Annotated in this window: 20 protein-coding genes; 10 read left to right on the top strand and 10 right to left on the bottom strand. The window is 71.1% G+C overall.

What is annotated here, in order from left to right:
* Positions 1-54 precede the first annotated feature (54 nt).
* Both AC3A6J_RS17875 and AC3A6J_RS17880 read right to left on the bottom strand, forming a co-directional pair.
* Positions 55-588 carry a CinA family protein gene (locus tag AC3A6J_RS17875; protein ID WP_487861312.1) on the bottom strand — a complete coding sequence of 178 codons (534 nt, stop codon included), beginning with the start codon at positions 586-588 and terminating at the stop codon, positions 55-57.
* A 274-nt stretch (positions 589-862) separates the two neighbouring features.
* Entirely contained in the window at positions 863-1,390 is a 528-nt protein-coding gene (locus AC3A6J_RS17880) for a phosphatidylglycerophosphatase A family protein (RefSeq protein WP_487861313.1), read from the bottom strand.
* 151 nt (positions 1,391-1,541) lie between these two features.
* On the opposite strand from AC3A6J_RS17880, the gene AC3A6J_RS17885 reads away from it, so the two are divergent.
* Positions 1,542-3,017, top strand: a complete 1,476-nt coding sequence (locus AC3A6J_RS17885; RefSeq protein ID WP_487861314.1) for an MFS transporter — start codon at positions 1,542-1,544, stop codon at positions 3,015-3,017.
* On the opposite strand, the gene thiL is transcribed toward AC3A6J_RS17885, so the two are convergent.
* Together thiL and AC3A6J_RS17895 are read right to left on the bottom strand one after the other, a co-directional pair.
* Positions 3,018-3,977: a thiamine-phosphate kinase gene (thiL, locus tag AC3A6J_RS17890; RefSeq protein WP_487861315.1), complete on the bottom strand. Its 960-nt coding sequence runs from the start codon at positions 3,975-3,977 to the stop codon at positions 3,018-3,020. It lies immediately after the preceding gene.
* 51 nt (positions 3,978-4,028) lie between these two features.
* Positions 4,029-4,658 carry a cysteine hydrolase family protein gene (locus AC3A6J_RS17895; protein ID WP_487861316.1) on the bottom strand — a complete coding sequence of 210 codons (630 nt, stop codon included), beginning with the start codon at positions 4,656-4,658 and terminating at the stop codon, positions 4,029-4,031.
* Between the two features lie 100 nt (positions 4,659-4,758).
* Here AC3A6J_RS17895 and AC3A6J_RS17900 point away from each other — a divergent pair, with 100 nt between their 5' ends.
* Positions 4,759-5,736 carry a GlxA family transcriptional regulator gene (locus tag AC3A6J_RS17900; RefSeq protein ID WP_487861317.1) on the top strand — a complete coding sequence of 326 codons (978 nt, stop codon included), beginning with the start codon at positions 4,759-4,761 and terminating at the stop codon, positions 5,734-5,736.
* Positions 5,737-5,746: 10 nt separating this feature from the next.
* Here the strand turns inward: AC3A6J_RS17900 and AC3A6J_RS17905 are convergent, their stop codons facing one another.
* The 3 genes from AC3A6J_RS17905 to apaG form a co-directional block, all read right to left on the bottom strand.
* The gene (locus AC3A6J_RS17905; protein WP_487861389.1) at positions 5,747-6,868 is read right to left on the bottom strand and encodes a YbdK family carboxylate-amine ligase; all 1,122 of its coding nucleotides are present in this window, start codon (positions 6,866-6,868) and stop codon (positions 5,747-5,749) included.
* A 98-nt stretch (positions 6,869-6,966) separates the two neighbouring features.
* Complete coding sequence (locus tag AC3A6J_RS17910) at positions 6,967-8,241, bottom strand: cation:proton antiporter (RefSeq protein WP_487861318.1); 1,275 nt, start codon at positions 8,239-8,241, stop codon at positions 6,967-6,969.
* Positions 8,242-8,436: 195 nt separating this feature from the next.
* Entirely contained in the window at positions 8,437-8,832 is a 396-nt protein-coding gene (gene apaG, locus AC3A6J_RS17915; RefSeq protein ID WP_487861319.1) for a Co2+/Mg2+ efflux protein ApaG, read from the bottom strand.
* 63 nt (positions 8,833-8,895) lie between these two features.
* Between apaG and rpe the strand changes: the two genes are divergently transcribed.
* The gene (gene rpe, locus AC3A6J_RS17920) at positions 8,896-9,591 is read left to right on the top strand and encodes a ribulose-phosphate 3-epimerase (RefSeq protein WP_487861320.1); all 696 of its coding nucleotides are present in this window, start codon (positions 8,896-8,898) and stop codon (positions 9,589-9,591) included.
* A gap of 12 nt (positions 9,592-9,603) precedes the next feature.
* On the opposite strand, the gene AC3A6J_RS17925 is transcribed toward rpe, so the two are convergent.
* Positions 9,604-9,873 carry a hypothetical protein gene (locus AC3A6J_RS17925; RefSeq protein WP_487861321.1) on the bottom strand — a complete coding sequence of 90 codons (270 nt, stop codon included), beginning with the start codon at positions 9,871-9,873 and terminating at the stop codon, positions 9,604-9,606.
* A gap of 161 nt (positions 9,874-10,034) precedes the next feature.
* Between AC3A6J_RS17925 and AC3A6J_RS17930 the strand changes: the two genes are divergently transcribed.
* Together AC3A6J_RS17930 and ligD are read left to right on the top strand one after the other, a co-directional pair.
* Entirely contained in the window at positions 10,035-11,039 is a 1,005-nt protein-coding gene (locus AC3A6J_RS17930) for a M14 family metallopeptidase (RefSeq protein WP_487861322.1), read from the top strand.
* A gap of 65 nt (positions 11,040-11,104) precedes the next feature.
* On the top strand, positions 11,105-12,028 hold the full coding sequence (gene ligD / locus AC3A6J_RS17935; protein WP_487861323.1) for a non-homologous end-joining DNA ligase: 924 nt from the start codon (positions 11,105-11,107) through the stop codon (positions 12,026-12,028).
* A gap of 6 nt (positions 12,029-12,034) precedes the next feature.
* Here ligD and AC3A6J_RS17940 read toward each other — a convergent pair whose 3' ends face one another.
* The gene (locus AC3A6J_RS17940) at positions 12,035-12,850 is read right to left on the bottom strand and encodes a transglutaminase-like domain-containing protein (RefSeq protein ID WP_487861324.1); all 816 of its coding nucleotides are present in this window, start codon (positions 12,848-12,850) and stop codon (positions 12,035-12,037) included.
* A 288-nt stretch (positions 12,851-13,138) separates the two neighbouring features.
* Between AC3A6J_RS17940 and AC3A6J_RS17945 the strand changes: the two genes are divergently transcribed.
* From AC3A6J_RS17945 to AC3A6J_RS17965, 5 genes are all read left to right on the top strand, one after another.
* A complete protein-coding gene (locus tag AC3A6J_RS17945; RefSeq protein ID WP_487861325.1) occupies positions 13,139-13,306 on the top strand; it encodes a hypothetical protein in 168 nt (55 codons plus the stop codon).
* Positions 13,303-15,489: a catalase HPII gene (gene katE / locus AC3A6J_RS17950; protein ID WP_487861326.1), complete on the top strand. Its 2,187-nt coding sequence runs from the start codon at positions 13,303-13,305 to the stop codon at positions 15,487-15,489. The genes AC3A6J_RS17945 and katE overlap by 4 nt, the downstream gene beginning before the upstream one ends.
* A 158-nt stretch (positions 15,490-15,647) precedes the next feature.
* Positions 15,648-17,813 carry a CHAT domain-containing protein gene (locus tag AC3A6J_RS17955; RefSeq protein ID WP_487861327.1) on the top strand — a complete coding sequence of 722 codons (2,166 nt, stop codon included), beginning with the start codon at positions 15,648-15,650 and terminating at the stop codon, positions 17,811-17,813.
* On the top strand, positions 17,803-19,512 hold the full coding sequence (locus AC3A6J_RS17960; protein WP_487861328.1) for a ShlB/FhaC/HecB family hemolysin secretion/activation protein: 1,710 nt from the start codon (positions 17,803-17,805) through the stop codon (positions 19,510-19,512). The genes AC3A6J_RS17955 and AC3A6J_RS17960 overlap by 11 nt, the downstream gene beginning before the upstream one ends.
* 2 nt (positions 19,513-19,514) lie before the next feature.
* A complete protein-coding gene (locus AC3A6J_RS17965) occupies positions 19,515-24,992 on the top strand; it encodes a two-partner secretion domain-containing protein (protein ID WP_487861329.1) in 5,478 nt (1,825 codons plus the stop codon).
* Positions 24,993-25,013: 21 nt separating this feature from the next.
* Here the strand turns inward: AC3A6J_RS17965 and AC3A6J_RS17970 are convergent, their stop codons facing one another.
* Positions 25,014-25,871, bottom strand: a complete 858-nt coding sequence (locus AC3A6J_RS17970; protein ID WP_487861330.1) for a hypothetical protein — start codon at positions 25,869-25,871, stop codon at positions 25,014-25,016.
* Positions 25,872-25,903 lie beyond the last annotated feature (32 nt).

Consider the following 25,903-nt stretch of genomic DNA (forward strand, 5'->3'; position numbering starts at 1 on the left):
TCGGATGGAACGGTGCGCGGCGCGAGATCATAGTGGACCGCGCCGTGCGGCTTTTCAGGCGTTGCCCTGCGGGCCGAGCAGCACCACCAGCGTCTGCAGCGCGTAGTGCACCGTGGCCGCGCGCACCGCCGCGCGGTCGCCCTCGAAGCGCCGGCGCTCGGTGCGCAGTTGGCCATCGACCGACCAGCCGAACCACACCGTGCCGACCGGCTTGTCGGCGCTGCCGCCGCTCGGGCCGGCCACGCCGGTCACTGCCACCGCGACGCGGGCGCCCGAGCGGTCCGCCGCGCCCACGGCCATGGCGCGCGCCACGGGTTCGCTGACCGCGCCATCGGTGGCGATCAGCGCCGCGTCGACGTCCAGCATGTCGGTCTTGGCCGCGTTCGAATAGCTCACGAAGCCACGGTCGAACCAGGCGCTCGAGCCCGCGAGGTCGGTGCAGGCGCCGGCGATCAGGCCGCCGGTGCAGCTTTCGGCCGTGGCCAGCATCCAGCCCTTCTGCAGCAGCAGGTCGGCCAAGGCCGCGACGATCGCGGGCGTGGCCTTGTCGGCGAGCAGGGGCCGCGGAGGAAGCAGGGGGTTCGTCATGGTCAGGGCCTGTTCACACTATTTACGGGGATCGCGTTGGCCCGCATCGGGGCTGGCTGCAAGGCGCCCGTGCGCAGCAATGCTGGAGCATTGCAAGCGCGGGCAACGCCGCAGACGGCCCCAATGCGGGCCAACCCGAAGGGAAGGCATGCCAAAGCGGCCAACTCCGCGTTGCACGCCTTGTGTGTGCCGACGCACACACTGCGTCGTGCGCCTTGATTTGTCCGCTTTGGCATGCCTTCGCGACCCCGTAAATAGTGTGAACAGGCCCTACTCACCAGGCGCGCCACAGCGCAATGACCAGCAGCGTGCAGAAGGCCGCCACCAGGTCGTCGAAAAGAATGCCGAAGCCTGCGCGCCACCAGCGCGTCTCGACACCGGCACGCGGCTTGAACAGCGCATCGGCCCAGCCCACCGGGCCGGGCTTGGCGGCATCGAAGAACCGGAACAGCCCGAAGGCCACCGCCTGCGCCAGCAGGCCCGCGGGCGTGACCAGCCAGAGCACGATCCAGAACGCCACCACTTCGTCCCAGACGATGCAACCCGGGTCGGCCACGCCGAGGTCGCGCGCGGTGCGGCTGCAGGCCCACCAGCCGATCGGCAGCGCGGCCAGGATGATCCAGCCGATCGTTGCGGGCGTGAACCACAGCTGCATCACCGCGAACGCCACCCAGGCCCAGAGCGTGCCGACGGTGCCCGGCGCCATGCGTCCGAGCCCGGAGCCGAAGCCGAGCGCGATGAAATGCGCCGGATGCGCGCGAAGAAAAGCGATGGTGGGGCGGAGCGGGGTGGCGGGGGACATCGGGCCTGCGGAAGAGAAAACGGCTGGGGTCGAGCCAGGAGTGTCGCGCATTCGAGGGCGGCCAAGATCTTGCATTTATCAAAGCAATTACTTGTTTAATTGATGGACCCGGCCTACGATCGAGGCCTTCCTCTCGCTCCGCCCTTGCGCCATGCCCGCTGCCTCTTCGACCATTCCCTCCGCCACCGGCGTTTCCCCGCTGCCGTCCCCACCGCCCGCCCCCGGCTGGCGCGAGCTGTTCAGCGGCCGCAACGGCTGGCGTGCAGTGGCGCTCACGGGCGGTGTGGCGCTGCACGCGGTCAACGTGCACATCGTGACCACCGTGCTGCCGTCGGTGGTGAACGAGATCGGCGGCCTCGACTGGTACGCGTGGAGCACCACGCTATTCGTCGTGGGATCGATCCTGGGCGCGACGCTGTCGGTGCGGCTGCTGGCGAGGCTTGGGCCGCGCGGCGCCTGCCTGGCCGCCCTGGCGATCTTTACCATGGGCTCGATGGCGTGCGCGCTTGCACCGGCCATGGCCTGGCTGCTCGCGGGCCGCACGGTGCAGGGGTTGGGTGGCGGCCTGCTTGCCGCCCTGAGCTATGCGCTGATCCAGCTGGTGTTCGCGCCGCGGCTGTGGCCGCGTGCGGTGGCGCTGGTGTCGGGCATGTGGGGCGTGGCCACGCTCTGCGGGCCGGCGGTCGGCGGCCTGTTCGCGCAGGCGGGGCACTGGCGCTGGGCCTTCTGGTCGCTGCTGCCGCTGGCTGCGGCGCAGGCGCTTCTGGTGGCGGTGCAACTGCGGCCCGCGGCGGGCGTGCGGCACCAGCGGCCGGCGCAGATGCCGCGCATTCCGGCGCCGCAGATCGGCTTGCTCGCCGCCTCGGTGCTGGTGATCGCGGCGAGCGGGTTCTGGCCGGCGCTGGCCTGGCAGGCCGCCGGCGTGGCGCTCGGGCTCGGACTCGGCCTGCTCGCCACGCGGGTCGACCGGCGTGCCGCGGTGCGGCTGCTGCCGACCGGCGCCTACGCGGTGCGCGCGCCGATGGGGGCCATCTATGCGAGCGTGGTGCTGCTGCTCGTCGGCACCACCACCGAGATCTTCGTGCCCTATTTCCTGCAGCTGCTGCACGGCCATTCGCCGCTGTCGGCCGGCTACCTGACGGCCGCGATGGCCGGTGGCTGGAGCGCGGGGTCGCTGCTGTCGTCGGGCCGCAGCGGCCGCGCCGCCGACCGCATGCTGCGCGCCGGGCCGGTGGCCTGCACGCTGGGGCTCGTCGCGCTCGCGCTGCTGCTGCCGGCGCCCGGGCGTTTCGCGCCGGGGCTCGAGATGTTTCTGGCAGGCGTCGCGTTGGCCGTCGTGGGTGTTGGCGTGGGCATCGGATGGCCGCACCTGGTCACGCGCGTGATGTCGCTCGCGCCCGGCGGCCAGGAAGGCCTGGCCTCGGCCTCGATCACCACCGTGCAGCTCTATGGCATGGCCGTGGGCGCAGCGGTGGCGGGGCTGGTGGCCAATGCGGCCGGCCTCACCGAACCCGGTGGCGCGGCCGGCGCGCGCTCGGCGGCTGCCTGGCTGTTCGCGAGCTTCGCACTCGCGCCGGCGCTGGCGGCGTGGCTGGTGGCCCGCTTCGTTGCCGCGCGCAGGGGTTGATCAGGCGAAGTGGTCGAACGACCCGAAGCGCTGCGCCACCGGTGCACCGCCCGCATCGACGATGCGCAGTCCGGCTTCGGCCTCGATGCGGCCGATGCGCGTGACGCGCGTGGCGCTTTCGCGGCCGGCCTGCGCCACCGCGGCGCGCGCCGTGGGCGGGGCGGTGAACACCAGCTCGTAGTCGTCGCCGCCCGAAAGCGCGCAGCCGCGCAGCGTCTCGGTGCCGATGCCGGGCGTGTCGGCCGCGGCCACGAGGCTCGCGGCCGCATCGGCGTCGAGCGTGGCACCGACCCCGCTCGCCGCAAGGATGTGGCCCAGGTCGCCGACGAGGCCGTCGCTCACGTCCACCGCGGCCGATGCGGTGCCGCGTAGCGCCTGGCCCAGCGCCACGCGCGGCGTGGGCTGCTCCATGCGTGCGCGCGCCGCCTTGAACACCTCGGCCGGGAGCGCGAGGGTGCCGCGGAACACCTCGAGCGCGAGCCGCGCATCGCCGAGCGTGCCGCTGGCCCAGATGTCGTCGCCGGCACGCGCGCCCGAGCGCAGCAGCGCCGCACCGGCCGGCACCTCGCCGAACACGGTGATGCAGATGTTGAGCGGCCCGCGCGTGGTGTCGCCGCCCACGAGCTCGCAGCCGTGCACGTCGGCCAGCGCCAGCAGCCCGCGCGAGAACGCCTCGAGCCACGGCGCATCGATGCTCGGCAGCGCCAGCGCGAGCGTGAAGGCCAGCGGCTTCGCGCCGCAGGCGGCCAGGTCGCTGAGGTTCACCGCCAGCGCCTTGTGCCCGAGCCGCACCGGATCGACCGTCGAGAGGAAATGCCGGCCTTCGACCAGCATGTCGGAAGACACCGCCAGCTGCATGCCCGGCGCGGGCGCGAGCAGCGCGCAGTCGTCGCCCACGCCGAGCGGCGAGCGCTTGGCGGGGCGGTGGAAGTAGCGTGCGATCAGGTCGAATTCACCCATGCGGCGAGCATAAGGGCTCCGGTGCGCGCGAAATGCAACCTTGGCGCGCGCTCAGCCCCGCGCGCGCCGGTTCGACATGACCACGTTGTCCTTCTCGATCGCCTCGCCGGCCTGCAGCGCGGCGATCCAAGCCTCGGTGGTCGCCACCGCCGCGAAGTTGCTGTGGAACACCACGCTGAAGACGCGGTGGATCTCTTCCGCGCTCGCGCGGCCCGCCGCGTTGGCGTAGGGCAGGGCGCCGGTCGCGTCGGAGAGGAATTCCACGTTCAGGCCGCGGTGCATGGCCTCGAACACGGTCGACGCATCGCAGTTGTGCGTCATGTAGCCGGCGATGCTGAGCGTGTCGATGCCCGTGCGCGCGATCCAGTCGGCGAAGTCGGTGCCCGTGAAGACGCTCGGGAAGGCCTTGGTCACGAGGTGGTCGTGCGGCCGCTTCGCGATCTCGGGATGCAGCTGGCCGTTGTGGGCGTCGGCCTGGAACACCGGCGCGCCGGCCGGCGCATGGTGGCGCACCACCACCACGGGCGTGCCGGCGGCGCGCGCGGCGTCCATCGCGCGGGTGATGTTCGGCAGCGACTGCTCGACCGGCGGATGCTCGATCGGCAGTCCGCCGCCTTCGAAGTACTCGTTCTGCACGTCGATCACGACGAGGGCGCGGCGCGGTGCGGTCTTTGCGTTCATGGGCTTGCTCCGTAGGTTGTAGGTTGGGTTGCACCGATTCTTGCCCGCGCGGCGCGTGCGGAAAAGTGGCCCGAATGCCATTCATCGATAAAATCGGGCCATGGCGCGAACCCCTGCAGAAACCATCGCCGTCGTGGCCTTCGACGGCATCAGCCCCTTTCACCTCTCGGTGCCGTGCATGGTCTTCGGCGAAGACCGCACCGAAGCGGGGGTGCCGCGCTTCCGGCTGCAGGTGTGCGGTTTCGAGCCGGGGCCATTGCGCACCAACGCGGGTTTCACGCTCAACGTGCCGCACGGCCTCGAGGCCATCCGGCAGGCACAGATCGTGATCGTGCCCTCGTGGCGCGACGACGGCAGCCCCGCGCCGCCGGCGCTGCTGCGTGCGCTGCAGGCCGCGCACCGCCGCGGCGCGATCGTCGTGGGGCTGTGCCTCGGCGCCTTCGTGCTGGCCGAGGCAGGCCTGCTCGACGGCCGCCCGGCCAGCACGCACTGGAAGCTGGCCGACACCTTCGCGCGCAAGTACCCGAAGGTGCAGCTGCACCCCGAGGTGCTGTACGTCGACGACGGCGACGTGCTCACCTCGGCCGGCACTGCGGCGGGCATCGACTGCTGCCTGCACCTGCTGCGCGTGCGCCACGGTGCCGAAGCCGCGAACCGTGCGGCGCGCCGCATGGTGGTGGCGCCGCACCGGCAGGGCGGGCAGGCGCAGTACATCGAGCAGCCGGTGCCGCCGGTCGCGGGCGGCAACGGGCTCGCGCCGCTGCTCGAATGGCTGGGGCGCCACCTGCAGGCCGCGCACGAGCTCGACGCGCTCGCCAAGCGTGCGCTGATGAGCCGGCGCACCTTCACGCGGCGCTTTCGCGAAGCCACCGGGACGACGGTCGGCCAGTGGCTGCAGAACCAGCGCCTCGCGCTCGCGCAGCGGCTGCTCGAAACCACCGACCGGCCGGTGGAGCGCGTGGCGACCGATGCCGGCTTCGGCTCGGCGGTGTCGCTGCGCAAGCACTTCACGGCGGCCTTCAAGGTGTCGCCGGCGGCCTACCGGCGGCAGTTTTCGCTGCAGGCCGCAGCGGGCTGAATCCGGGCGGTCAGTCCGCGCCGCGGAAGCGCAGCGCCGACTGCCGCACCACCTCGGCGAGCAGCCGCTCCTTGCCCTGCTTCTCGCGCAGCCAGCGCGCATCGTTGCGGTTGGCCTCCACGCTGGTGCGCAACTCGCCGAGCGCCTTGGTGGCGTTGAGCGCCTCGCTGTGCCATTCGAGCTGGGTCATGGTCATGAGGATGTGGTCGCGCAGCGGCATGTGCTGACCGCTCGCGGGGTCGACATACACCGCGTCGAGCCCGAAGCGGCAGGCCTGGAAGCGGTTGTAGGTGTAGACGAGGTAGTCTTCCTCGCTGGGCTCGAAGGGCTGCTCCTGCAGGAACCATGCGGCCAGCGACTGCACGTAGCCCGCGAGCGCGGCGGCGCGCTCCACCGTGAGCGGCGTGTCGAACACGCGGATCTCGATCGTGCCGAACTCGGGCTTGGGACGGATGTCCCAGTAGAAGTCCTTCATGCTGCGCACGACGCCGGTGCGGGTCATGCGCTCGAAATAGGCCTCGAACTCCTTCCAGCTCAGCGTGAACGGCGCGCGGCCCGAGAGCGGAAATGCGAAAACCGAGTTGAGCCGCGCCGAGTCGAATTGCGTGTCCTGCCCCTGCACGAACGGCGACGAGGCCGACAGCGCAATGAAGTGCGGGATGTAGCGCGACATGCGGTGCAGCATCAGCAGGGCCGCGTCCGCATCGGGGCAGCCGATGTGCACGTGCTGGCCGAAGATGGTGAACTGCTTGCTCAGGTAGCCGTACAGCTCCGACAGTTCGCGAAAGCGCGGCTTGTCGTAGATGCGCCGCTCGTGCCACTGCTGGAATGGGTGCGTGCCGCCGCCGACCACCGCGATGTTGAGCTTGTCGGCATTGCGGATCAGCGCCTCGCGGATCGGCGAGAGCTGCGTGATCACGTCCTGGGCCGAATGGCAGATGTCGGTCGAGATCTCGATCATGCTCGAGGTCATCTCGGGCACCACGCTGCCGGGCAGCGGCGTCTGGGCCATGAGCCGCAGCATGTCTTCGGCGTACGGCGCGAGGTCGTAGTCGTGCGTGTTGACGAGCTGCAGCTCGAGCTCCACGCCGAGCGACAGCGCTTCGGAGCGGTTGAAGGGCTCGAGCCGCACCACGCGGCTGTCGGGGTCGGCCGCCAGCGGTGCCGAACGCACGTCGTCGCTGTCGATCATGTTGTGCAGGTTGAGCTGATCGGGGGGCATGGCGGCATTCATCGCTGCGTGTCCTCCGTGGTGCTGAAGGCCTGCGGCGTCCAGGGCACCGAGCTCTCGCCGACCGCATGGATGGCCACGGTGGCGAGCACCGCGCCCAGCACTTCCATCAGCAGGATCGAGGGCAGCGCCACCTGCGTGATCATGGTGCCGAGCAGCGGCGAGGCGCTGGTGAAGTTCGATGCGATCAAAAGCGCGATCGACGAGAGCGGCGACATCGCGCAGCCGACCCAAAATGCCTGCTTCCAGCTGGCCCCGCTGCCCGGGTTGGCGATCGCCACGCCCGCGATCTTGGCGACCAGGCGAATGCCGATCACAGCCAGCACCACGCTCGCGACCGGCAGCGTCCAGTCGGCCTGCGCCGCCACCATCGACACCAGCACGAACATCAGCATGGTGAGCAGCGACGCGGCCGTGCCGAGCTGCCGCTGCCAGGCCCAGGGCTTGGGATTGAGCGACTTGAGCAGCACCCCGCCGATCAGTGCCGCCAGCGGCGCCGAGCCGCCGAAGTGGGCCGTGAGCGCGGTGCCCGCCGCGATCAGCGCGATCAGCAGGATCGAGGTGTTCTCGCTCGTCGGGCTCATGAAGCGCAGCGCCATGCGCAGCGCGAGCGCGAGGATGCCGCCGATCACGAACGAGAGGCCGAGCACCACCGCCACCGGGTAGAGCTTCTGCAGCAGGGTCTGCGGCGCGCGCTCGATCAGGCCCGCCTGCGCATAGCCGAGCGCGAGCGCATAGAAGGTGTTGAGCGTGGCGAGCGTCATCGCGCGCTCGGTCACCGGCCCCGAGGCGCGGGTGTCCATGATCACGCGGCTCAGCACCGCCGGCGACGCCACGATCGCCATCAGCGCGATCGGGTTGGCCACCGGATCGGGCAGGCCCAGCAGCTGCAGCATCCAGAGCACGCCGAAGTAGGTCAGCGTGGCTTCGAGCAGGCTCTGCACCAGCACCATCGGGTTGTGGCGGAACCAGCGCAGCGGCAGCCGGCCGCCGGCCTCGAACAGCACCACGGCGGCGCCGAGTTCGAGCAGGAAAAGGCTGATGCCGCGCAGCGGCCAGATCGCGCCTTCGAAGCCTGCGAAGCCGAACAACGCGCCCACGGCCGAATAGCCCACCACCTTGGGAAAGCCCAGGTAGCGCTGCACGAGGTGGCCCGAGGCTGCGGCCGCGGCCAGCAGCAGCGACCAGAGCACCGTGGGCAGCCCGGCCGAGGGGCGCAGCCACTCGGACCAGAAACCCAGCAGGTCGTTGATTAGATTCGTCGTCAGGTTCATGCAGTCAGGAAGAAACGGATGGCGGGCCCGGCGGTCGGTGGGAAGCGAAGCCCCCGAGGGGCCTGCGCGCTAGGTGGACCCGCGGCGGTCGCGTGCGGCGCCTGGAAATCGCCCGCTCCGGGTTTGTACCGCATGGCGGTGACCGCAGAGTGCAGGACAAAGGCGGTTTCTGTCCAGCCCCGGGGGTGTGGTATCTCAGTGCAGCACGCGGGAAACCGGCGCGCCGCCGACATCGGCCTCGAGCACGAACATCGGGATCGGCACGTCGAAGCGCTCGCCGTCCTCGGTCACCACGAAGTAGCTGCCGTGCATCGTGCCGCTCGGCGCCTGCAGCCGGCAGCCGCTGGTGTAGCGGAAGCTCTCGCCCGGCGCGAGCAGCGGCTGCTGCCCGATCACGCCGAGGCCCTTGACCTCCTGGGCATGGCCGGAGGCATCGTTGATGAGCCAGTGGCGCGCGATGAGCTGGGCGCCCATGCGACCCACGTTGGTCACGGTGACCGTGTAGGCAAAGGTGTAGACCTTGTCCTTGGGGGAGGACTGGTCTGCGAGGTAGCGCGGCTCGACCTGGACGCTGAAGGGGCTGTTCGACATGCGCGCGATGGTAACTGGCCGGCGGCTTTCCCGATCCGGCGTCGGGCTGCGACAATTGCCGCCATGAGCACGCCGTTCCGCATCGCCCCCTCCATTCTTTCCGCCGATTTCGCGCGCCTCGGCGACGAACTGGCCCGGGTCATCGCCGCCGGTGCCGACTGGATCCACTTCGACGTGATGGACAACCATTACGTGCCGAACCTGACCTTCGGCCCGATGGTGTGCAAGGCGCTGCGGCCCCACGCCAAGACAGCGGACGGCGAGCCGGTGCCGATCGACGTGCACCTGATGATCCAGCCGGTCGACGCGTTGGCCGCAGCGTTTGCCGAAGCCGGGGCCGACTACATCAGTTTCCACCCCGATGCGTCGCCGCACACCCATCGCAGCATCCAGGCCATCAAGGCCGCGGGCTGCAAGGCCGGGCTCGTGTTCAACCCGGGGCTGGGGCTCGAGGCGCTCGACTGGGCGATCGACGACATCGACCTGATCCTGATCATGAGCGTGAACCCGGGTTTCGGCGGGCAGAGCTTCATCGATTCGGCGCTGCGCAAGATCGAGCTTGCGCGCCGGCGCATCGAGCAGAGCGGGCGCGACATCCGGCTCGAGGTCGATGGCGGCATCAAGGCCGACAACATCGCGCGCGTGGCCTCGGCCGGTGCCGACACCTTCGTGGCCGGCAGCGCGATATTCAATGCCAAGGACTACGCTGCGGTGATCGCGCAGATGCGCGAGCAGCTCGCGGGCGTGGCGCCGCGCTGAGCGCCGCGCCGGTCAGGGCTTGACCTTGTCGTTGTAGACGCGGTCGGTTTCGGCGCCGCGGCTGGTGTCGACCACGCCGCGCTCCACGTCGTCATGGCCTTTGCGGCCCACCTCCACCTGCTGGCCGTCCTGCGGCTCCTGACTGTCGGACGACTGGTCGCGCTCGTGCGGCAGGCGCGGTGCCGAGTCGCCGCCCTGCTGGACCTTGGTGTCGCCCCCGCCGGCATCGCGCAGCGGATCGTCGGGGCGGGCCGGGCTTCTGCTGTTGTTGTTGTTGCTCATGGCATGGTTCCTTCGCACGGTAGCTGGTGTTCGCCCAAGGCTGCATCGGCGCCGTGCCCTGCGCGGTAGGACACGCGAGGCACGCGCTGTAGGTGCCGCGCGGCGCTATCGAATCGAGAGCGTCTTTGCGCGCGGCCAGGCGCTCCGCAATAATTCCCCGGATGTCTTCCGATCCCCTTGACGCCGCCGCGGCGACCGACAGCCTGCGCATCCATGCCTTCGCCTCGCTGAACCCCGGCCCCCGGCTGCTCGTCGTGGGCGGCGTGCATGGCGACGAAACCTGCGGCACGGCGGGTATCGAGCGCGTGCTGGCCGAACTCGACGGCGGCGCGCTGCGGCTGCAGCGCGGCCAGCTCACCTTGGTGCCCGTGGCCAACCCGCTCGCGCGGCGGCGGCTGCAGCGCGAGGGCCAGCGCAACCTCAACCGCCTGTTCAAGCCGAGTGCCTCGCCGTCCGACTACGAGGCGCGCGTGACCAACCTGCTGTGCCCGCTGATCGAGCGCCACGACGTGCTGCTCGACCTGCATTCGTTCCAGAGCGCGGGCGAGGCCTTCGCGATGATCGGCCCGCGCGACAACACCGGTCCGCTCGAGCCGTTCGCGCGCGCCACCGAGGAAGGCCTGCTCGCGCTGCACCTCGGCACGCCGATCGTGGTGGAGGGCTGGCTCGACATCTATGCCGCCGGACTCGCGCAGCGCGCCGCGGGCGGGGCGGTGACCGAGCACGAGATCGACTTCGGCCGCGGTACCAACGAGTACATCCGAAACTGCGGCGGCTACGGCGTCACGCTCGAATGCGGCCAGCACCAGGACCCGCAGGCGCCCGAGGTGGCGTGGCGCGCGATCCGCCGTGCGCTCGCGCTGCTCGGCATGGCCGAGCCGCCGCCCGGCCCCCCGCCCGCACCGCCGCGCCTGCTGCTGCGGCTCGCGAGCGTGGACTATCGGCTGCATGAGCACGACCGCTTGGTGCGCGACTGGGCCACCTTCGATGCGGTGCAGCGCGGCGAGCCGATCGGCATGCGCCACGACGGCACAGCGGTGAACGCGCCCGACGACGGCTTCATCGTCTTTCCCAACGCGCTCGCGCAGCCGGGTGCCGAATGGTTCTACTTCGCACGCCCGAGCGAGCGTGTGCTCGGCCCGGCAGGCCCCGCCGCCGCCGCCTGAACCCTACGGCCGGCGCCGCCGCGCTCCTACACCCTGCATACGACGCGCGCGCAGAGTTCGGGCGCATGGCAGCTTCCATCAACGGCCCTTCGTCGCCAGCAGCCGGCATCCAGCTGCCGCGCATCACCCACGCCGAGCGCGTGATCGACGCCGCCACCGGCATCACCAAAGGCGATCTGGTGGCCTACTACGCCAGCGTGGCGCCGCTGATCCTGCCGCACCTCAAGGGCCGGCCGGTCGCACTGGTGCGCGCGCCCGACGGCATGGACGGCGAGCTGTTCTTCCAGAAGCACGCGCAGCACAGCGAGATCGCCGGCATCAAACTGCTCGATCCGGCGCTCGACCCGGGCCACGAGCCGCTGCTGCAGATCGACACGGCGCGCGCGCTGCTCGGCGCGGCCCAGTTCAACACGGTCGAGCTGCACACCTGGAACGCCACCTCGCGCGCGCTGGCCAAGCCCGACCGCATGACCTTCGACCTCGACCCCGGCGAGGGCGTCGACTGGCCGTTGATCCAGGAGGCCGCGCTGCTGGTGCGCGTGCTGCTCGACGAGCTCGGCCTGCCGTCGTTCCTCAAGACCAGCGGCGGCAAGGGCCTGCACGTGGTGGTGCCGCTGCGGCGCGATTTCGGCTGGGACGAGGTGCGGGGCTTTTCGCGCGCCATCGTCGAGCACCTCGCGCGCATCGTGCCCGAACGCTTCGTCGCCAAGAGCGGACCGCGCAACCGTGTGGGCCGGATCTTCGCCGACTACCTGCGCAACGGCTTCGGCGCCACCACGGCCGCTGCCTGGTCGGCGCGCGCCCGCCCCGGCATGGGCATTTCGGTGCCGCTCGACTGGGAGGAACTGCCCGACCTTGCCGGTCCGGCGCACTGGACCGTGGCCAACGCCGCTGAGCGCCTGACCGTCGGCAATGCGCCGTGGGACGCGATGGAGAAGCGCCGCACCGGGCTGCGCCGCGCGATGGAGATGCTCGGCTACATGCCTTAGGCCACTTTAGGCCACTTCCTGCGTCGTCACCTCGAAGCGCTGCAGCGTGTTGGCGCCGAACACCATCGTGATCGGCACGTCGGCCGCATCGCGCCCATGTGCCAGCAGCACGCGCCCGATGCGCGGCGTGTTGTGGCGTGCATCGAAGGTGTGCCAGCGGTCGCCCAGGTAGACCTCGAACCAGGCGCTGAAATCCATCGGGTACGGCACCGGCGGCACGCCGATGTCGCCCAGGTAGCCAGTTGCGTAGCGCGCCGGGATGTTCATGCAGCGGCACAGCGCGATCGCGAGGTGCGCGAAGTCGCGGCACACGCCGGTGCCCTCGCGGAACGCGTCGAGCGCGGTGCGCGTGGGGCGCGCCCGGCCGTAGTCGAAGCGCAGGTGCCCGTGCACGAAATCGCAGATCGCCTTCACGCGCGGCCAGCCCGGCGCCAGGTTGGCGAAGTTGTTCCAGGCGAAGGCGAGCAGTTCGCTGTCGACCTCGCAATAGCGGCTCGGCAGCAGGAAGCGCAGCGTGGACGTCGGCAGGTCGGCCGCCGTGTGCTCGATCGCGCTGAGGTCCACCGGATCGGGGGTGCCGGTATCGAAGATCACGGCATGGTTGTGCAGCCGCACGCTTGCCACGCCCGGTGGAACCTGCACCCGGGCGCAGTGGTTGTCGTAGCTGTCCAGGTAGTGGTCGGTGACGAGCGGCGGGCTGATGCTGATGTTCTCGCCGCCCTGCAGATCGCCCGCGCGCGTGGGATGCACCTGCAGCATGTAGATCAGCGCTGTCGGTGCAGTGACCGCCAGCTCGATGTCGAAGCCGATCCTGATCTGCATTTTGACGATCCCCCGTTGGATGTGTATGACCACCGATCCTAAGGGCCGGCCGCGCCCGACCGGCGGGGGCAGAGACGCGAAGCGACGTAGGCGGCACGCTGTCGGCGCGCTCCTACTCCGGGGGCGCACGCTTTCCGACATGCGCGGGCGAGCCGCCACTACGGGTAACAGTGTGAGAAAAACTTAATCTTTGTCACGCTCGCATTCGCCCCCGCCGCCATCTCTGCGCGGACCTCAGGAGGCTGCGGCGCAAGCACCGAGTTTTCACACTGATCTGCTGGAGCAATCATGGATTTTGCGTCGCTGTTCGATTCACTCACCGGCGCGTGGGGGGATGAAATCCTGTTCTGGGTGGTCGCCGCCGTGGCCGGCTTCATCTGCCTGATCGCGGTGGTGAATGTGCTCGACATGTTCCTCGACAATGAAGTTGACCCTCCCGTGAAAGACCCTCGATGACGCCTCAGAACAAGGCCGCCGCCGGGCGCCGCTCGAAGGCCTCGGACGCCGGCAACGCCAAGCAGCAGCAACTCGACGGCTTCACGACCGACCAGGCGCCCCAGCTGACGACCAACCAGGGTCTTCAGATTCCCGACAACCACAACTCGCTCAAGGCGGGGTTGCGCGGGCCGACGCTGCTCGAAGACTTCATCCTGCGCGAGAAGATCACGCACTTCGACCACGAGCGCATTCCCGAGCGCGCGGTGCATGCGCGCGGCGCGGCGGCGCACGGCTATTTCCAGGTCTACAAGTCGATGTCGCAGTTCACCGCGGCCGACTTCCTGCAGGACCCGGACGCGAAGACGCCCGTGTTCGTGCGGTTCTCCACCGTGGCCGGCTCGCGCGGTTCGGCCGACACCGTGCGCGACGTGCGCGGCTTCGCCGTCAAGTTCTACACGCGCGAGGGCAACTACGACCTCGTCGGCAACAACATCCCCGTGTTCTTCATCCAGGACGCGATGAAGTTCCCCGACCTGGTGCATGCGCTCAAGCCCGAGCCGCACCACGAGATGCCGCAGGCCGCGAGCGCGCACGACACCTTCTGGGACTTCGTCTCGCTGATGCCCGAGAGCACCCACATGCTGATGTGGGCCATGAGCGACCGTGCCATTCCGCGCAGCTACCGCATGATGGAGGGCTTCGGCGTCCACACCTTCCGCTTCATCAACCACCGTGGCGAGAGCCACTTCGTGAAGTTCCACTGGAAGCCGAAGCTCGGCATTCATGGCCTGGCCTGGGACGAGGCGCAGAAGATCGCGGGCAAGGACCCCGACTTCCATCGCCGCGACCTCTGGGAGGCGATCGAGCATGGCGACTTTCCCGAGTGGGAGCTCGGCGTGCAGCTGGTGCCGGCCGACCGCGCGCAGTCGCTCGGCTTCGACCTGCTCGACCCCACCAAGCTGATTCCGGAGGAAATGGTGCCGGTGCAGCGCATCGGCCGGCTGGTGCTCAACCGAAACCCCGACAACTTCTTTGCCGAGACCGAGCAGGTGGCCTTCCACCCGGGCCATGTGGTGCCCGGCATCGACTTCAGCAACGATCCGCTGCTGCAGGGCCGGCTGTTCTCGTACACCGACACGCAGATCTCGCGCCTGGGCGGCGCGAACTTCCACGAGCTGCCGATCAACAAGAGCGTCTGCCCGTTCCACAACTTCCAGCGCGACGGCATGCACCGCCAGACCATCGCGCGCGGCCAGGTGTCGTACGAGCCCAACTCGCTCGGCGACGGCAAGGAGTTCCGCGTCGATGGCGGCAGCGTGGGCTTCCAGTCGCACCCCGAAGAGATCGAGTCGCCCAAGCTGCGCCGGCGCAGCCCCACCTTCGACGACCATTTCACGCAGGCGCGGCTGTTCTTCAACAGCCAGAGCGCGGCCGAGAAGGAGCACATCGTCGCGGCGTTCCGCTTCGAGCTCTCGAAGGTCGACGTGCCCGCCATCCGCCAGCGCATGGTCGACAACCTCGCGCACGTCGACGAGAAGCTCGCGCGGCGCGTGGCCGAGCCGCTGGGCATCGGCGCACCCGACGCCAAGGCGGCCGCCGGCCGGGCCGGATTTCGCGAGCACCGCATGACGCTGCCGATCGAGGAGTCGCGTGCGCTCAGCATGGCCGACACCGGCGACGGCACGGTGCGCACGCGCCGCATCGCGATCCTCGCGGCAGACGGCATCGACTCCGCATCGCTCAAGCCGATCCGCGATGCGCTCGAGCAGTCGGGTGCGCAGTGCAAGGTGGTCGGCGCGCGCCTGGGCACCATCGCGAGCGCATCGAAGCGGCAGATCGACGTCGACATGACCTTTGCCAATGCGCCGTCGGTGGTGTTCGACGCGGTACTCGTGCCGGGCGGCAGCCTCGGGATCTCGGCGCTCGCGGCATCGGGCGACGCGGTGCATTTCGTGCTGGAGGCCTACAAGCACTGCAAGGCCATCTGCACGGTGGGCGAGGGCGTCCAGCTGCTGTCCAGGCTCGGCATCGCCGCCGATGCGCAGCAGGCCGAAGCGCCGCCGGGCGTGGTGATCGCGGCGACGCCGGTCACCAACCTCGGCGACACGACCGCGGCGACGCAGATCGCGCAGGCCTTCATTGCCGCGATCGCGAAGCACCGGCACTGGGACCGGACCGACATCGATTCGATCCCCGCCTGAGCACCGCAGGGCGACCCTAGTCCATTCGCGCTAGGCCGTCCTGCAAATAGGCGCCGCGCGGGCCCGCTCCTAGACTTTCCGCACGAGGCCCGAAGGCGCGCATTCCTGCCGCGCCGCTTCCCGCAACCGCGGGTGCATGGGCCGCACGCGGGGGTCCAATGACGTGGTTTTCGAGAACGGGATGGGGGCGCTCGGCCCGTCGTGGTGAAAGGCTCGCGGCCGCGTTCGGCGCGGTGGGCCTCGCGGTGCTGCTGCTGGCGGTGCACTCACCTTCGGCAAGGGCCCAGGCGGCACCGAACGCCGAGGCCGCAGCCGGCCGGATGGAGCAGGCGCGGCTCGCCGACACCGACACCCTGCTTGCGCTGACCAGCGAGGGCGCGGTGCTCTACGGGCAGGACAGCGTCAAGCTCTCGGGCTACCAGTACTGCAGCCAGGCGGTGGCGTTGGCCGAGGCCGGCGAATTCCGCCAGAGCGTGCGCGCCGCGAGCAAGGCGCTGCACCTGGCCGATGCCACGCGCGATCCGAACCTGCTCGCCATGGCGCACCGCGACCTGGCGATCGTCTACAGCTATTCGGGGCAGCTCGACAAGGCCGAGCAGTTCGCGCGCGAGGCGCTGCGGCATCCGGCCCGCGATCCGAAGCTCGTCGTCGGCCCGGTGCACAAGGTGATCGGCGACGCGCGCACGCGGCGCGGCGACCATGCCGGCGCGGTGCTCAGCTACGACGAGGCGCTGGCCGGCAGCTCGGCCCGCTACGCGCCGCTGGTGCAGGCCTCGCTCGTCAATGCGCTGATCGAATCGGGCGACGCGGCGCGCGCCCGCGAGGTGCTCGCCACCATCGCGCCGCCGAAGGACGCACCGCTCGCGGCACAGCTCGACCGCACGCGCGCCCGCCTGCTGCTGGCCGAGAACCGACCCGCCGAGGCCCGCGACCTGTACCGCACGCTCACGGTGCGGCAGGCCGGCACCGACGCCGACTACTACCGCCTCTGGGCCTGGGACGGCCTCGCGCGCAGCGAACTCGCGCTGGGCGACAAGCAGGCAGCGGCCGAGGCCGCCGCGCAGGCGCTCGGCAGCGTGGACCGCGTGCGCGCCAGGTTCCGCAGCGAAGAATTCAAGATGGGGCTGTTCTCCGACCTGCAGACCGTGTTCGAGCGCGCCGTGGCGATCTACAGCGATGCGGGCGATGCCGGCCGCGCCTTCGAGGTCAGCGAACGCAGCCGCTCGCGCGCGCTGCTCGATGCGGTGCGCGGCCGCGCGAAGATCCACGAGCGCGCCGCGACCACCATCGACCTCGCCACGCTGCAGGCGGCGCTCGCGCCCGACGAGCGCGTGCTGCAGTTCCACTCGCTGCCCGACCGGTTGCTCGTCTGGGTGGTCGGCCCGGCCGGCATCAAGGCGAGCACCGTGGCGCTGCCGCGCGAGGAGCTCACCGAACTGGTGGAGGTGTTCCGCAACTCGATCGTGCGCGGCCGCCGCGCGGCGGTTGCCAATGCCGACAAGCTCGGCGCGGCGCTGATTGCGCCGCTGGGCCTGGTGCCGGGGCAGCGGCTGGTCGTCGTGCCGCACGGTGCGCTGCACTACCTGCCGTTCCAGGCGCTGCGCACCGACGGGCGCTACCTCATCGAGCGCCATCCGGTGGCGGTGGCGCCCTCGATCAGCATCGCGGTGCAGCTGGCGCAGCGCACGCCGCGCGTGAGTGCCGCGCTCACCGCCTTCGGCAATCCGCGCATCGAGGACAAGTACGACCTGCCGGGCGCAGAGGTCGAGGTCAAGCAGCTCGCACAGCTGTTCCCGCGCAACACGGTCTACATGGGCTCCGCGGCCACCAAGACGCAGTTCCGCGACGTGGCCGCGCGTTCGCCGCTGATGCACGTGGCGGCCCATGCCGAGGCCGATGCGGTCGATCCGCTGTATTCGCGCATCCTGCTTGCGAACGAGGGCGGCCGGCAGAATTTTCTGGAAGCGCACGAGATCCTCGGCCTGCCGATGGAGGGCACCGCGCTGGTCACGCTCTCGGCCTGCGAGTCGGGGCTCGGGCGCATCGCGCAGGGCGACGAGGTGCTGGGCTTCACGCGCTCGTTCCTCTCGGCCGGCAGCTCGAGCCTGATCGCATCGCTGTGGCCCGTGTCGGACGACGCGACCGCGGTGCTCATGGGCACGCTCTACGGCGAGCTCGCCAAGGGCCGCGATCTGCAGAAGGCCGTGCAGGCCGGCCAGCTCGCGGTGCTCAAGGACCCGAAGATGGCCCATCCGTTCTTCTGGGCCCCGTTCAATCTGATCGGCAACTGGCGCCTCACCGTGGATGCTGCACATGCGCTCTAGTCCCCGCTCCACCCCCGTCGCGCTCGCGGTGTCGGCGCTGTTCGGCGCGACCCTGTTCGTCGCCGCCCAGAGCGCCCAGGCCAGCGAGACCGAAAGCACCACGCTGCTGCCGACGCAGAACCCCTGCGCCGCCTGCGACCGCCCGCTGGCCCAGGCCGGCGGCAGCGCCGCGCCGCAGAGCCTGCCGGCGAGCCCGCCACCGAACCAGGCCTCCTTCAAGCTCGAGGACCTGCGCCTCAACGGCGTGAAGGCGCTGAGCAACGAGGAGCTGCAGGCGATCACGGCACCCTACATCGGCCGCAACGTCACGCTCGGCGACCTCGAAGGCCTCGCGCAGGCCATCACCGCGCACTACAAGGCGCGTGGCTACTTCCTTGCGCAGGCCGTGGTGCCGGTGCAGACCGTGCGTGACGGCATCGTCGAGATCAGCGTGATCGAGGGCCGGCTCGGCCGCGTCGACGTGGTGGTGGCGCCCGATGCGCCGGTCGCCGAATCGCGCGTGCGCGGCTTCCTCGCGCCGCTCGCGCCCGGCGAGGCCGTCAACGCGCCGGCGTACGAGCGCGCGATGCTGCTGCTGTCGGACCAGCCCGGCCTCAAGGTCTCGTCCGCGTTGCAGGAAGGCACGCAGCCCGGCACCACCGACCTGTCGGTCGAAGTGGCCGCGGCTTCGCGTTGGGCCTTTTCGGCCGAAGCCGACAACCACGGCACGAAGGAGTCGGGGCGTTTTCGCTTCGGCGGCACCGCGCGCTGGCTCAGCCCGTTCGGCATCGGCGACAACCTCGACATGCGGCTCATGGTGTCCGACAGCAACGCGCTGCAGTTCGGCCGCGTGTCGTACGAGGCGCCGATCGGCACCAACGGCCTGCGCGCCGGCATGGGCCTGGCGCGCGTGAACTACGAACTGGGCGGGCAGTTCGCCGACCTCGAGGCACAGGGCCAGGCCGACGTCTTCGACGTGTCGCTCAGCTATCCGTTGATTCGCCAGCGCCAGCAGAACCTGTTTCTGCGGCTGACCGCCGACGTGAAGGACCTGACCGACGAACTGCGCGGCGTGGGCTTCAGCGCCAAGAAGCGGGTGCGTGGCTTCGGCGTCGGCTGGACCTGGGAGCGGCGCGACGAGCTGCTCGGCGGCGGCTACTGGGCGAGTTCGGGCACGGTCTACCACGGCGACCTGTCGATCCACGACCCCGGCAGCCGCGAGGCCGACCAGGGCTTCGGCGGCCGCCGCACCGAGGGCGGCTTCACCAAGATGAGCTTCCAGCTCTCGCGCCTGCAGTCGATCGTGCCGCAACACTCCCTCTACCTCTCGGTGGGCGGCCAGTGGGCCAGCAAGAACCTCGACGCGTCCGAGAAGCTCGCGCTCGGCGGCGCGCGCGCGGTGCGCGCCTATCCCTCGGGCGAGCTGCTGGTCGACCAGGGCGTGATCGGCACGCTCGAATGGCGCTGGTCGGTCAACGAGGCGTTCACGCCCTTCGCGTTCTACGACGCCGCGCGCGGAAAGATCGCGCGCCATCCCACGCTCTTCGACGGCGACAACACCCACAGCCTGCGCGGCTTCGGCCTGGGCGTGAGCTGGGCGCGGCCCGGCAACTTCTCGGTCAATGCCACGCTGGCCTGGCGCGACGGCACGCCGCGCGCGCAGACCGATGGCGGCGGGCGCAACCCGCGCTTCTACATCCAGGTTCAAAAGGCATTCTGACCATGAAGCCCCGCACCTCCCAGCACCTTCTTCGCACGGCCGCGCGCCGCCTGCGGCTGCGGCCCGTGGCACTGTCGCTGATCTGTGCGGGCGCTGCGCCCGCGATGGCGCAGGTGCTGCCCACCGGCTTCACCGTGGTCGGCGGCAATGTCGCGATGACCCAGGCTGGCGGCCTGATGAACATCGCGCAATCGACCCAGCGCGGCATCGTCAACTGGACCACCTTCTCGATCGGTGCCGGCGGCATCGTCAACATCCAGCAGCCGAACGCCGCGAGCGTGCTGCTCAACCGCGTCACCGGCAACGAGACCTCGTCCATCGCCGGCCAGCTCAATGCCAACGGCCGCGTGTTCCTGGTCAACCCCAACGGCGTGCTTTTCAACAGCAGCGCGCAGGTCAATGTCGGCGGCCTCGTCGCCTCCACGCTCGCGCTCGCCACCAGCGACAAGAGCTTCATGGACGGCGCCACGAACCTGGTGTTCGAACGCGCCGATGCCAATGGCGCCACCGTGCGCAACCTCGGCAGCATCCAGGCCAATGGCGGCCCGGTGGTGCTGATGGGCGCGGGCGTGGCCAACGAAGGCGCCGGCGCCAGCATCACGGCCGACGGCCAGTCCATCGCGCTCGCCTCGGGCCGCAGGATCACGCTCGACCTCGTGGGCGACGGCCTCACGAACATCGCGATCGACACCAGCGCGATGGCCACCAACGCCTCGGTCGCCAACACCGGCACGCTGCGCGCCGATGGCGGCCGCGTCGTGATGGTGGGCCAGTCGACCACGCTCAACGAACTCGTGGTGAACCAGGCCGGCACGGTGCGTGCGCGCAGCGTGGGCCTGCAAAACGGCGAGATCGTGCTCGGTGCGGGCGCCGGCAACGACGTGCGCGTCGGCGGCACGCTCGATGCCACCGGCACCGCGGCGCGGGGCGGCCGCATCGACGTGACCGGGGGGAGGGTGCGCGTGGAAGGCGCCACGCTCGATGCGAGCGGCGACGCGGGCGGCGGCACGGTGCGAGTCGCGGCGAACGCCGGGCTCGCCGTGGCACCCGACGCCATCGTGCGCGCCGATGGCCGCACCGGCAACGCGGCCGGCGGCGAGATCCGCCTCGGCGCGACCAACTCGGAAACTTCGCTCGACGGCATGCACCTGTCGGGCACCCTCTCGGCCAACGGGTCGGGCAGCGGCGCGGGCGGTCTCGTGAGCGCCGGCGCGACCGCCGTGGCGGTCGGCAGCGACCTCGCGGTCTCGGCGTCGGGCGGCGCCGGCGGCGGCGCCAACGGCCGCTGGGAACTGCGCTCCGGGCGGCAGATGGTCGTGTCGAAAGATGCCCCGGCCTACGACCCCGGCGGCTTCTTCGACGGCACTGCCAGCGGTGCGAGCCAGGTCCATGGCGGCGCGATCGGCGCGGCGCTGGGCCGCGGCACCGACGTGCTGCTGCAAAGCAGTGCCGACGATCCCGAGGTCGGGCGCCAGATGTACGGCGTGTACTTCGACACCGGCAGCCAGGTGGTGAAGGGCGAGGGGCGCGACGCCGCGCTGCGCGTCGACTCGGCCACGGGCATCGGCATGTTCACGGGCTCGGCGATCCAGTCGAAATCGGGCGCGCTGCACGTCGACTTCAACGCCGACGCCTACGGCACCGTGCCCGGCCCCGGCGATGCGCCGCTGGCCTCGGGCATCGGCGCGCCGATCCGGCTCGACGGCGCGGTCATCGAAACCAACGGCGGCAACGTGCGCCTCTATGGCCAGAGCGACGCCGTCAACGGCCGCGCCATCGGCCATGCGCCGCGCTTCGACGAACCCACGGCCGGCATCCAGCTCACCGACAGCCGCATCTCCACCTGCGCAGCCGACGCGACCGGCTGCAGCGGCAGCGGCGGCAGCATCAGCCTGCGTGGCCAGGGCCAGACCCAGGTCGCGAGCGGCTTCTTCTCGGCCAGCGCCGGCGTGGTGCTGGCGAGCGCCGAACTCCTCACCGGCACTGGCCGCATCGAGGTCGACGGCGTGGGCGGTCTGATGGCGCGCGGCGTGGAAGTGCGGCCGAGCGACGACTTCAGCGCACTCGCCCCCGCGCCCGGCTCGCGCAGCCGCATCGTCTCGGGCAGCGGCGACATCGTGCTGCGCGGCAGCACGCGCGGATGGAACGAAGCCACCGACCCGATCGGCACTTTCGGCTTCGGCGCGACCGGCGGCGGCGTCGCGCTGCAGGATGCCGACATCGCCACCGGCGGCAACGTGGCCATCGACGGGCGCGGCGCCAACCTCGATGCGCTGCTGGCGAACGAGGAGTTCCGGAAGCTGGCGGCCTCCGCCACCATCAATGCCTCGCACGGCGTGGTGATCGACGGCAGTTCGGTCGTGGCCGGCAATGGCCGCAGCCTCTCGGTGAGCGGCACGATGGGCAGCGCGGGCCTGCAGCTCGACTTCCTCGGGGTGCCGGTGCCGCCGCCGGCCGGGCTCGACGAGGACCTGACCGCGGCGGCTGTCTGGATCCGCGCCGATGGCGAGGGCCAAGGGCTGCGCGCCGACGGCGGCCAGGTGGTCGTCGACGGCCGCGATGGCGACGTGCTGCTCGAGCGCGGCAACCAATCCAACGCCCTGCTGAGCGCTGCGAGCGCCACCGGTGCGGGCGGCTCGGTCAGCGTGACCGGCCGCAACATCTACGCCGGCAGCTTCTCCGATGGCGAGGGCACACTGGCCGACGCGAGCGGCGCGGCCGGCGGCGGCAGCGTGCGCCTCGAAGCCACGGTGCGCAGCGCCGACAACAGCGGCGGCATGCTCTCGGTCGATTCCAGCCTCGCGATCCGCGCCGACAACACCTCGGCCGCGGGCGACGGCGGCAGCATCGTGCTGCTCGCGGGCAACAGCCTGCGCGCGCACGGCAGCCTTTCGGCGCGGGCCGGCGCGGGCGGCGGCAACGGCGGCTTCATCGAGACCTCGGGTGCGGCGCTCGACCTGCGCGGCATCCGCGTCGATGCGGCGGCACCTGCGGGCCTCGCGGGCCAGTGGCTGATCGATCCGTACGCGATCTCCATCGTCAGCGGCACCGCCGCCGGCTCGCTGCCGACCAACCCCTTCGATCCGGTGGCCGCGTCGGTCATCCAGGACGGCGACATCAATGCCGCGCTCAATGGCGGCGCCAACGTGAAGATCACCACGGGCACCGGCGGTGCCGGCAGCGGCAGCATCTCGCTGGCCAACGACGTGCTCGTCGACTACGACGGCGCGTCGGGGCCGCGGACCTTCGAGCTGGCGTCGGCTGGCAGCATCCAGGCCAACGGCACCGGCACGGTGATCCGCTCGTCCGGCGCGGGTGCGCTCGACGTGGTGTTCGACGCGGGCGTCAACGCGGACGGAACGCCGTCGGGCAACAGCGGCTTCATCGTCTACAACGGCAGCATCGACACCCGCGGCGGCGACGTCACGATGACGGCGCACGGCAATGGCACGTCCACGAGCGGTGCCATCTTCATGGGCGATGCGCAGGTGCAGACCGACGGCGGCGCCGTCACGCTGTTCGCCGGCCAGCCCGGCGCGCCTACCGGCTACATCACGCTGGCCGACACCGTCATCGACACGCGCGTGGGGCAGAGCGATGCCGGCGCCGGCGGCGACCTGCAGATCGCGGGCGGCAACGTGACCCTGGCCGGCGTGAACCTCGCCACCTCGACCGGCGATATCGACATCCGCGGCAGTTCGGCCGACTGGCAGAGCGGCGTGGTCATCACCGATGGCCGCGCGCCGTCGACCATCTCGACCACCACCGGCAGCATCACGGTGCAGGGCGTGGCGCGGCGCCAGGCCTCGTCCACCTTCGCGGGCGCGCACGGCGTGCTCGTCAACGGCGGCAGCAGCATCACGAGCGGCAGCGGCGACATCGTGCTGCGCGGCTACAACTTCAACAATGCGCCGACCACCGGCGACACCGGCGTGCGGCTCGAGAACGGCGCGCGCCTGGCCACCACCGGCGGCGGCGACATCGAGATCAGCGGCGCTTCGCAGAACGGAGGGGCGGGCGTCTCGATCGAAGCCGGCGGCGGCGTCAGCGGCCCCGGCGCGCCGCCCAGCGTGCAAGGCAGCGGCAACGTGGTGCTGCGCGCCATCAACGACGGCAGCGCCGATGCGATCGTGATCGGCGCGCCCGTGAGCGCCGCCAATGCAATCAACCTGCGCCCGGGCGGCATGGATGCGAACTTCGCGGCCTTCGATGCGACCGGCGCACCGATCGTGCTCGGCGGCGCGGGCGGCGGCGGCTTCTCGGTGTCGAGCGGCGAGTTCGCGCAGCTCTCGGCCCCCACGATCGTGGCCGGCAGCAGCACGCACGCGGGCGACATCACCGTGGCCGGCGCCATTGCCACGCCGGGCGCGCTCACGCTGCAGAACGAGGGCGGCGGCAGCATTGCGCTGAACGGCGCGGTCACGGCCGCCACCGTTGGTCTGCTCGCGGGCGGCAACATCGCGCAGTCTGCGGCCGGGGCGATCACCGCGGGCACGCTGCTGGCGCGCTCGGACGGCGGTTCGGTGGCCCTGGACTCCGCGGCGAACGACGTCGGCACCGTCGGCGGCGGCGCGGAGGGCGGCTTCCGCTACGTCGATGCGAATGCCGTCACCATCGGTCCGGTGGCCGCCGCGGGGTTCGACCCCGCCGCCAACCTGCCGACCGTCGCCAGCGCCGGCTCCATGGCCGCCAGCACGGTCTTCGTGCGCACGCTCTCGGGCGACCTCACGCTCGGCGCCAACGTGAACGCGGCCAGCACCGACCTCGTCGCGGCCGCGCGCTTCCAGAACCCCGGCGCCTTCGCGATCGGCGGCGGCAACTGGCGCGTCTGGGCCGACACCTGGATCGGCGAGACGCGCGGCGGCCTCGCGGGCTCCGGCCCGCTGCCCAACCTGTACCACTGCGCCTACCTGGGCCTGTGCACCGTGACCGTGCCGGCCGGCGACAACCATTTCATCTACGCCCGGCAACCGGTCGCGACCGTGACGATCGGCGATGCCTCGCGGCCCGCGGGCGCGCCGAACCCGAGCTTCACCTACAGCGTGACCGGCTTGATCCTCGGCGACGACGCATCGAGCTTCAGCGGCACGCCCGGCACAGCGGCGAATGGCGCGAGCCCGCCGGGCACCTACCCGATCGACGGGGCCTTCGCCTCGGCCGCCGGCTATGCGGTGAACGTGGTGCCGGGCGAACTGCGCGTCGATCCGGGGCCACCGCCACCGCCGCCGCCGCCACCGCCCGTGGTCTTCGAGCGACCCGACCTGCCCTCGGTGGACGTGGTGCGCGAATTGCCATCGACCTACCTGTACGACCGCAACATCGGCCCGGCACCGATCTGCCTTGCGACCGGCCCGCTCGACGGCGACCGCGCGTCGCAGGACGGCGACGTGCTCGCGCGCGAATGGACCCGCGTGCGCTCGCGGCCCAACCTGCTGAGCTGCGTGAACACCGAGCGGCGCAATGGCTGCGCGGACTTCTGACGCTGAGCGCGCGCGCAGCGCTCAGCGCGGCCCGCGCGCGCTCACGATGAAGAGCTGCGACATCAGGTCGGCGAGCAGCTGCAGCTGCGCATCGCCTTCGGCCAGCGGCGCATGGCGATAGGGTGCTGCACGGGCCTCGATGTCCTCGAGCGGCCCGGCGAAGAACATGCGCCGCAGCGCTCCGCCGAGCGCGTCGTAGGCGGGCACGCGCGCGCGGTCGTCGATGGTGCTCGTGGCTTCGCTGCCGATCCTGGGCGTGGCGAGAAAGGGCGCGAGCACCGCGGCCTGCAGCCGCCCCGCGGCGATCAGCCGGTTGAGCGCCATGTCGAAGGCGAGCGCCGGGCCTTCGGCCAGCGCTTCGCCGAGCAGCGCGGGCAGCGTGCGCCGGCCGCGCGGCGTCACGAGGTAGGCGGTCGCGCCCCAGTTGTAGAGGTCCGCCGCCTCGAGGATCTCGATGCCGCCGATGGCATCGCGCGGCGCCTGCGGGTCACTCGGAAGGTGCTTCTGCAGGCTCTGCCAGAGCCCGAGAAGGGCCGGCGCCGAGGCATACGGCAGGCATTCCAGGAACACCAGGTCGCAGCCCGCGAGGCGTGCGAGCGCGTTCTCGTCGCGCAGCAGCGCAGGCAGCGCGCGGCTCAACTGCACATCGTCTTCGAGCACGAGGAAGAAGCCGTCGGCGGGGGCCGATTCGATCGCCGCCACATGCGAGCGGAAGCACGCATGCTCGCGCCGGCTCACCGCGCCGGCAGGCGGCAGGTCCTCGATGCCGGTGGCCTCGAAGCGCGCGATGGCGCCGTGCAGGCCGAGCGCGCGCAGCTGCGCCGCCATGGTGTCGCGCCGGGCGGTGCTTTTCTGCAGGTTGATGAAGCAGCCGTTCATGCGCGTGACCTCGCGACGGGGTTGTGGTGGTG

It is taken from the genome of Variovorax sp. Soil_C_39, assembly GCF_057656815.1.

Coding starts and splice junctions, on each gene's coding strand:
- AC3A6J_RS17875 (WP_487861312.1), bottom strand. CDS start 588: ATGACGAACCCCCTGCTTCCTCCGCGGCCCCTGCTCGCCGACAAGGCC.
- AC3A6J_RS17880 (WP_487861313.1), bottom strand. CDS start 1,390: ATGTCCCCCGCCACCCCGCTCCGCCCCACCATCGCTTTTCTTCGCGCG.
- AC3A6J_RS17885 (WP_487861314.1), top strand. CDS start 1,542: ATGCCCGCTGCCTCTTCGACCATTCCCTCCGCCACCGGCGTTTCCCCG.
- thiL (WP_487861315.1), bottom strand. CDS start 3,977: ATGGGTGAATTCGACCTGATCGCACGCTACTTCCACCGCCCCGCCAAG.
- AC3A6J_RS17895 (WP_487861316.1), bottom strand. CDS start 4,658: ATGAACGCAAAGACCGCACCGCGCCGCGCCCTCGTCGTGATCGACGTG.
- AC3A6J_RS17900 (WP_487861317.1), top strand. CDS start 4,759: ATGGCGCGAACCCCTGCAGAAACCATCGCCGTCGTGGCCTTCGACGGC.
- AC3A6J_RS17910 (WP_487861318.1), bottom strand. CDS start 8,241: ATGAACCTGACGACGAATCTAATCAACGACCTGCTGGGTTTCTGGTCC.
- apaG (WP_487861319.1), bottom strand. CDS start 8,832: ATGTCGAACAGCCCCTTCAGCGTCCAGGTCGAGCCGCGCTACCTCGCA.
- rpe (WP_487861320.1), top strand. CDS start 8,896: ATGAGCACGCCGTTCCGCATCGCCCCCTCCATTCTTTCCGCCGATTTC.
- AC3A6J_RS17925 (WP_487861321.1), bottom strand. CDS start 9,873: ATGAGCAACAACAACAACAGCAGAAGCCCGGCCCGCCCCGACGATCCG.
- AC3A6J_RS17930 (WP_487861322.1), top strand. CDS start 10,035: ATGTCTTCCGATCCCCTTGACGCCGCCGCGGCGACCGACAGCCTGCGC.
- ligD (WP_487861323.1), top strand. CDS start 11,105: ATGGCAGCTTCCATCAACGGCCCTTCGTCGCCAGCAGCCGGCATCCAG.
- AC3A6J_RS17940 (WP_487861324.1), bottom strand. CDS start 12,850: ATGCAGATCAGGATCGGCTTCGACATCGAGCTGGCGGTCACTGCACCG.
- AC3A6J_RS17945 (WP_487861325.1), top strand. CDS start 13,139: ATGGATTTTGCGTCGCTGTTCGATTCACTCACCGGCGCGTGGGGGGAT.
- katE (WP_487861326.1), top strand. CDS start 13,303: ATGACGCCTCAGAACAAGGCCGCCGCCGGGCGCCGCTCGAAGGCCTCG.
- AC3A6J_RS17955 (WP_487861327.1), top strand. CDS start 15,648: ATGACGTGGTTTTCGAGAACGGGATGGGGGCGCTCGGCCCGTCGTGGT.
- AC3A6J_RS17960 (WP_487861328.1), top strand. CDS start 17,803: ATGCGCTCTAGTCCCCGCTCCACCCCCGTCGCGCTCGCGGTGTCGGCG.
- AC3A6J_RS17965 (WP_487861329.1), top strand. CDS start 19,515: ATGAAGCCCCGCACCTCCCAGCACCTTCTTCGCACGGCCGCGCGCCGC.
- AC3A6J_RS17970 (WP_487861330.1), bottom strand. CDS start 25,871: ATGAACGGCTGCTTCATCAACCTGCAGAAAAGCACCGCCCGGCGCGAC.